The following is a 6088-nucleotide window of genomic DNA, read 5'->3' on the forward strand; positions in this document are numbered from 1 at the left end:
AATGAAAGCCTGTCCTCAGCATAGTACCGGGAAGGAGGGAGTGACCATCTCATTAAATAAAGCACGCTAAGGCATAGCTGACCTTGCCAGGCCTGCTTCGCCCTGTAGTGACGCGATCAACGGGCAGGAAACATTCCCCTTTCGTGCATGGCAGGCGCACACGAGTTCAGACAGCACGGTTTCCATGCGCGCCAAGTCGGCCATCTTCTCGCGCACGTCCTTGAGCTTGTGTTCGGCCAGGCTGCTGGCCTCCTCGCAGTGGGTGCCATCGTCGAGCCGCAACAGCTCGGCAATCTCGTCCAGACTGAACCCCAGCCGCTGTGCCGATTTCACGAATTTCACCCGAACCACGTCCGCCTCCCCATAGCGGCGGATGCTGCCGTAAGGCTTGTCCGGTTCCCGCAACAGGCCCTTGCGCTGATAGAAGCGGATTGTCTCCACGTTGACCCCGGCCGCCTTGGCAAAAACGCCAATGGTCAGGTTTTCCAAATTATTTTCCATATCGCTTGACTCCGTACATGAGTACGGAAGTAAGGTTACGCTATCCAATCCAAATTCAAAAGGGCCAACGTATGTCTGAACCACAAAACGGGCGCGGTGCGCTCTTCGCCGGCGGGCTGGCCGCCATTCTTGCATCGACCTGCTGCCTGGGGCCGCTAGTACTGGTCGCCCTGGGCTTCTCCGGTGCTTGGATCGGCAACCTGACGGTGCTGGAACCCTATCGACCGTTGTTCATCGGCGCGGCGCTAGTGGCGCTGTTCTTCGCCTGGAAGCGGATTTACCGGCCCGTGCAGGCATGCAAGCCAGGTGAGGTCTGCGCGATTCCGCAGGTGCGCGCCACCTACAAGCTGATTTTCTGGATCGTGGCCGTGCTGGTCCTGGTCGCGCTTGGATTTCCCTATGTCGTTCCATTTTTCTATTAACCAGGAGTTCATCATGAAGAAACTGTTTGCCTCCCTTGCCCTCGCCGCCGCTGTTGCCCCGGTGTGGGCCGCTACCCAGACCGTCACGCTAGCGGTTCCCGGCATGACTTGCGCCGCCTGCCCGATCACAGTCAAGAAAGCGCTCTCCAAGGTCGAAGGCGTGAGCAAGGTCGATGTGGGCTTCGAGAAGCGCGAGGCCGTCGTCACTTTTGACGACACCAAGGCCAGCGTACAGAAGCTGACCAAGGCCACCGCAGACGCCGGCTATCCGTCCAGCGTCAAGCAGTGAGCCAGCAAGCCAACGACAACAGCGAGAGCCGCTTCATGGGACTGATGACACGCATTGCCGATAAAACCGGCGCGCTCGGCAGCGTCGTTTCCGCGATGGGCTGCGCCGCCTGCTTTCCAGCCCTCGCCAGCTTCGGCGCGGCCATCGGGCTGGGCTTCTTGAGCCAGTACGAGGGACTGTTCATCAGCCGCCTGCTGCCGCTGTTTGCCGCGCTGGCCTTCCTGGCGAACGCGCTGGGTTGGTTCAGTCATCGGCAATGGCTGCGCAGTCTGCTCGGCATGATCGGCCCGGCCATCGTGTTTGCGGCCACGGTCTGGCTGCTCGGCAACTGGTGGACGGCGAACCTGATGTACGTCGGCCTGGCCTTGATGATTGGGGTGTCGATCTGGGACTTCGTGTCGCCGGCGCATCGCCGTTGCGGACTGGACGGCTGCGAACTCCCCGCCAAGCGCTTGTGAAAGACGGCTGACCGTGCGACACGGCGGCCCACACGAATAAGGAACGATGGTATGAGCACTCTCAAAATCACCGGCATGACTTGCGACTCGTGCGCAGTGCATGTCAAGGACGCCCTGGAGAAAGTGCCCGGCGTGCAATCAGCGGATGTCTCCTACGCCAAGGGCAGCGCCAAGCTCGCCATTGAGGTCGGCACGTCACCCGACGCGCTGACGGCCGCTGTAGCTGGACTCGGTTATCGGGCCACGCTGGCCGATGCCCCCTCAGTTTCGACGCCGGGCGGATTGCTCGACAAGATGCGCGATCTGCTGGGCAGAAACGACAAGACGGGTAGCAGCGGCGCATTGCATATCGCCGTCATCGGCAGCGGCGGGGCCGCGATGGCAGCGGCGCTGAAGGCCGTCGAGCAAGGCGCACGTGTCACGCTGATCGAGCGCGGCACCATCGGCGGCACCTGCGTCAATGTCGGTTGTGTGCCGTCCAAGATCATGATCCGCGCCGCCCATATCGCCCATCTGCGCCGGGAAAGCCCGTTCGATGGCGGCATCGCCGCTACCACGCCGACCATCCAGCGCACGGCGCTGCTGGCCCAGCAGCAGGCCCGCGTCGATGAACTGCGCCACGCCAAGTACGAAGGCATCTTGGAGGGCAATCCGGCGATCACTGTGCTGCACGGCTCCGCCCGCTTTAAGGACAATCGCAACCTGATCGTGCAACTCAACGACGGCGGCGAGCGCGTGGTGGCATTCGACCGCTGCCTGATCGCCACCGGCGCGAGCCCGGCCGTGCCGCCGATTCCCGGCCTGAAAGACACTCCGTACTGGACTTCCACTGAAGCGCTGGTCAGCGAGACGATTCCTAAGCGCCTGGCCGTGATTGGCTCATCAGTGGTGGCGCTGGAGCTGGCGCAGGCGTTCGCCCGACTCGGAGCGAAGGTGACGATCCTGGCTCGCAGCACGCTGTTCTTCCGCGAAGACCCAGCTATAGGCGAAGCCGTCACGGCCGCATTCCGCATGGAGGGCATCGAGGTGAGGGAACACACCCAGGCCAGCCAGGTCGCGTATATCAATGGTGAAGGGGACGGCGAATTCGTGCTCACCACGGCGCACGGCGAACTGCGCGCCGACAAGCTGCTGGTCGCCACCGGCCGCGCGCCCAACACACGCAAGCTGGCACTGGATGCGACGGGCGTCACGCTCACCCCGCAAGGCGCTATCGTCATCGACCCCGGCATGCGTACAAGCGTGGAACACATCTACGCCGCAGGCGACTGCACCGACCAGCCGCAGTTCGTCTATGTGGCGGCAGCGGCCGGCACTCGCGCCGCGATCAACATGACCGGCGGTGACGCGGCCCTGAACCTGACCGCGATGCCGGCCGTGGTGTTCACCGACCCGCAAGTGGCGACCGTAGGCTACAGCGAGGCGGAAGCGCACCATGACGGCATCAAAACTGATAGTCGCACGCTAACGCTGGACAACGTGCCGCGCGCGCTCGCCAACTTCGACACGCGCGGCTTCATCAAACTGGTGGTTGAAGAAGGCAGCGGACGACTGATCGGCGTGCAGGCAGTGGCCCCGGAAGCGGGCGAACTGATCCAGACGGCCGCACTGGCGATTCGCAACCGGATGACGGTGCAGGAACTGGCCGACCAGTTGTTCCCCTACCTGACGATGGTCGAAGGGTTGAAGCTCGCGGCGCAGACCTTCAACAAGGATGTGAAGCAGCTTTCCTGCTGCGCCGGGTGAGGACAAGGAGGTGTGCGATGAGCGCCTACACGGTATCGCAACTGGCCCATAACGCTGGGGTGAGCGTACATATCGTGCGCGACTACCTGGTGCGCGGCTTGTTACGGCCGGTGGCCTGCACCACGGGCGGCTACGGCGTGTTCGACGATGCGGCCTTGCAACGGCTGTGCTTCGTGCGCGCGGCCTTCGAGGCGGGTATCGGCCTGGATGCCCTGGCGCGGCTGTGCCGTGCGCTCGACGCAGCGGACGGCGCACAAGCCGCAGCGCAGCTTGCCGTGCTGCGCCAGTTGGTCGAGCGGCGGCGCGCGGCGTTGGCCCATCTGGACGCGCAACTGGCCTCCATGCCAGCCGAGCGGGCGCACGAGGAGGCATTGCCGTGAACGCCCCTGACAAACTGCCGCCCGAGACGCGCCAACCCGTTTCCGGCTACCTGTGGGGTGCGCTGGCCGTGTTGACCTGCCCCTGCCATCTGCCGATTCTCGCCGCCGTGCTGGCCGGGACGACCGCCGGTGCCTTCCTTGGCGAGCATTGGGGTGTTGCCGCGCTCGCGCTGACCGGCTTGTTCGTTCTGGCCGTAACGCGGCTGCTGCGCGCCTTCCGGGGCGGATCATGACGAGTTCGCAGCCCGCCGGATGGACGGCGGCCGAGTTGGCGCAGGCGGCGGCGCGCGGACAGCTTGACCTGCATTACCAGCCGCTGGTCGATCTGCGCGATCACCGGATCGCTGGCGCGGAAGCGTTGATGCGCTGGCGGCATCCGAGGCTTGGCCTGTTGCCGCCCGGCCAGTTCCTGCCGCTGGCCGAGTCGTTCGGCCTGATGCCGGAAATAGGCGCGTGGGTGCTGGGCGAGGCCTGTCGCCAGATGCACAAGTGGCAAGGACCGGCATGGCAACCGTTCCGTCTTGCCATCAATGTGTCCGCCAGCCAGGTTGGGCCAACGTTCGACGACGAGGTAAAGCGGGTGCTGGCCGATATGGCCCTGCCCGCCGAGCTTCTGGAGATCGAACTGACCGAATCGGTCGCATTCGGCAATCCAGCCCTGTTCGCCAGTTTCGACGCCTTGCGCGCCATCGGCGTGCGCTTCGCCGCCGACGACTTCGGCACCGGCTATTCCTGCCTGCAACATCTGAAATGCTGCCCCATCACCACATTGAAAATCGACCAATCCTTTGTCGCCAGGCTCCCGGATGATGCCCGTGACCAAACTATCGTGCGGGCGGTGATCCAGCTCGCGCACGGGCTGGGCATGGATGTCATTTTCAGAAGACGACTGCACCAGTTGATTGGGCGTAATGGCTGTTGTGCAGCCAGCTCCTGACAGTTCAATATCAGAAGTGATCTGCACCAATCTCGACTATGCTCAATACTCGTGTGCACCAAAGCGAGGTGAGCATGGCGACGGACACCCCACGGATTCCAGAACAAGGCGTGGCCACTCTGCCTGATGAGGCTTGGGAGCGTGCGCGCCGTCGTGCGGAGATCATCAGTCCGTTGGCGCAGTCGGAGACGGTCGGGCACGAAGCGGCCGATATGGCGGCTCAGGCGCTGGGCTTGTCTCGGCGCCAGGTATACGTTCTGATCCGGCGTGCCCGGCAAGGCAGCGGCCTCGTGACGGATCTGGTGCCCGGCCAGTCCGGTGGAGGTAAAGGTAAGGGGCGCTTGCCGGAACCGGTCGAGCGCGTCATCCACGAGCTACTGCAAAAGCGGTTCCTGACCAAGCAGAAGCGCAGCCTAGCGGCCTTTCACCGCGAAGTCACTCAGGTGTGCAAGGCTCAAAAACTGCGAGTGCCGGCGCGCAATACCGTGGCCTTACGGATCGCTAGCCTTGACCCGCGCAAGGTCATCCGCCGGCGGGAAGGCCAGGATGCCGCTCGTGACCTACAAGGTGTGGGCGGCGAGCCTCCTGCCGTGACCGCGCCGCTGGAGCAGGTGCAGATAGACCATACGGTCATCGACCTGATCGTGGTCGATGACCGCGACCGGCAACCTATTGGCCGCCCGTACCTGACCCTCGCCATCGACGTGTTCACCCGCTGCGTGCTCGGCATGGTCGTCACGCTGGAAGCGCCGTCTGCCGTTTCGGTTGGCCTGTGCCTCGTGCATGTCGCCTGCGACAAGCGCCCTTGGCTGGAAGGACTGAACGTGGAAATGGATTGGCAGATGAGCGGCAAGCCCTTGCTGCTCTACCTAGACAACGCGGCCGAGTTCAAGAGCGAGGCCCTGCGCCGGGGTTGCGAGCAGCATGGCATCCGGCTGGACTATCGCCCGCTGGGACAGCCGCACTATGGCGGCATCGTGGAACGGATCATCGGCACGGCGATGCAGATGATTCACGACGAACTGCCGGGAACGACCTTCTCCAACCCTGACGCTGCGCGAGCTAGAGCGCTGGCTCACATTGGCGGTCGGCACCTACCACGGTTCGGTGCACAACGGCCTGCTCCAACCGCCGGCCGCGCGCTGGGCCGAGGCCGTGGCGCGTGTCGGCGTACCGGCCGTCGTCACACGCGCTACTTCGTTCCTGGTCGATTTTCTGCCGATCCTCCGGCGCACGCTGACCCGCACCGGCTTTGTCATCGACCACATCCACTACTACGCCGATGGGCACTGTTGCAAATAGTCGGTGGTGATAAACTTATCATCCCCTTTTGCTGATGGAGCTGCACATGAACC

General features: G+C 63.8%; 8 protein-coding genes and 1 pseudogene. 8 read left to right on the plus strand and 1 reads right to left on the minus strand.

The genetic code is table 11. The annotated features are described in order from the left end of the window. Positions 1-66 precede the first annotated feature (66 nt). Positions 67-501, minus strand: coding sequence for an Hg(II)-responsive transcriptional regulator (gene merR, locus ACOTXR_RS24830; protein WP_000429836.1), 435 nt, complete (start codon positions 499-501; stop codon positions 67-69). 71 nt (positions 502-572) lie between these two features. Between merR and ACOTXR_RS24835 the strand changes: the two genes are divergently transcribed. From ACOTXR_RS24835 to ACOTXR_RS24870, 8 genes and pseudogenes are all read left to right on the plus strand, one after another. Then, positions 573-923 carry a mercuric transport protein MerT gene (locus tag ACOTXR_RS24835; protein WP_001294663.1) on the plus strand — a complete coding sequence of 117 codons (351 nt, stop codon included), beginning with the start codon at positions 573-575 and terminating at the stop codon, positions 921-923. Positions 924-936: 13 nt separating this feature from the next. Further along, on the plus strand, positions 937-1212 hold the full coding sequence (merP, locus tag ACOTXR_RS24840) for a mercury resistance system periplasmic binding protein MerP (RefSeq protein WP_000732292.1): 276 nt from the start codon (positions 937-939) through the stop codon (positions 1210-1212). A gap of 35 nt (positions 1213-1247) precedes the next feature. Further along, positions 1248-1670: an organomercurial transporter MerC gene (merC, locus tag ACOTXR_RS24845; protein WP_001447540.1), complete on the plus strand. Its 423-nt coding sequence runs from the start codon at positions 1248-1250 to the stop codon at positions 1668-1670. Between the two features lie 51 nt (positions 1671-1721). Further along, on the plus strand, positions 1722-3416 hold the full coding sequence (merA, locus tag ACOTXR_RS24850; protein ID WP_000105636.1) for a mercury(II) reductase: 1695 nt from the start codon (positions 1722-1724) through the stop codon (positions 3414-3416). A gap of 17 nt (positions 3417-3433) precedes the next feature. Next, positions 3434-3796, plus strand: coding sequence for a mercury resistance co-regulator MerD (merD, locus tag ACOTXR_RS24855; protein ID WP_001277456.1), 363 nt, complete (start codon positions 3434-3436; stop codon positions 3794-3796). Next, a complete protein-coding gene (merE, locus tag ACOTXR_RS24860; RefSeq protein ID WP_000993386.1) occupies positions 3793-4029 on the plus strand; it encodes a broad-spectrum mercury transporter MerE in 237 nt (78 codons plus the stop codon). Before merD ends, merE begins: the two co-directional genes overlap by 4 nt. Positions 4030-4064: 35 nt before the next feature. Then, on the plus strand, positions 4065-4733 hold the full coding sequence (locus ACOTXR_RS24865; RefSeq protein WP_001300294.1) for an EAL domain-containing protein: 669 nt from the start codon (positions 4065-4067) through the stop codon (positions 4731-4733). A gap of 74 nt (positions 4734-4807) precedes the next feature. Then, a pseudogene (locus ACOTXR_RS24870) lies at positions 4808-6017 on the plus strand (transposase); the annotation flags it as partial. Positions 6018-6088 lie beyond the last annotated feature (71 nt).

Origin of the sequence: Enterobacter cloacae complex sp. IR53030 (assembly GCF_049238365.1) — a bacterium.
Taxonomy (GTDB): domain Bacteria; phylum Pseudomonadota; class Gammaproteobacteria; order Enterobacterales; family Enterobacteriaceae; genus Enterobacter; species Enterobacter kobei.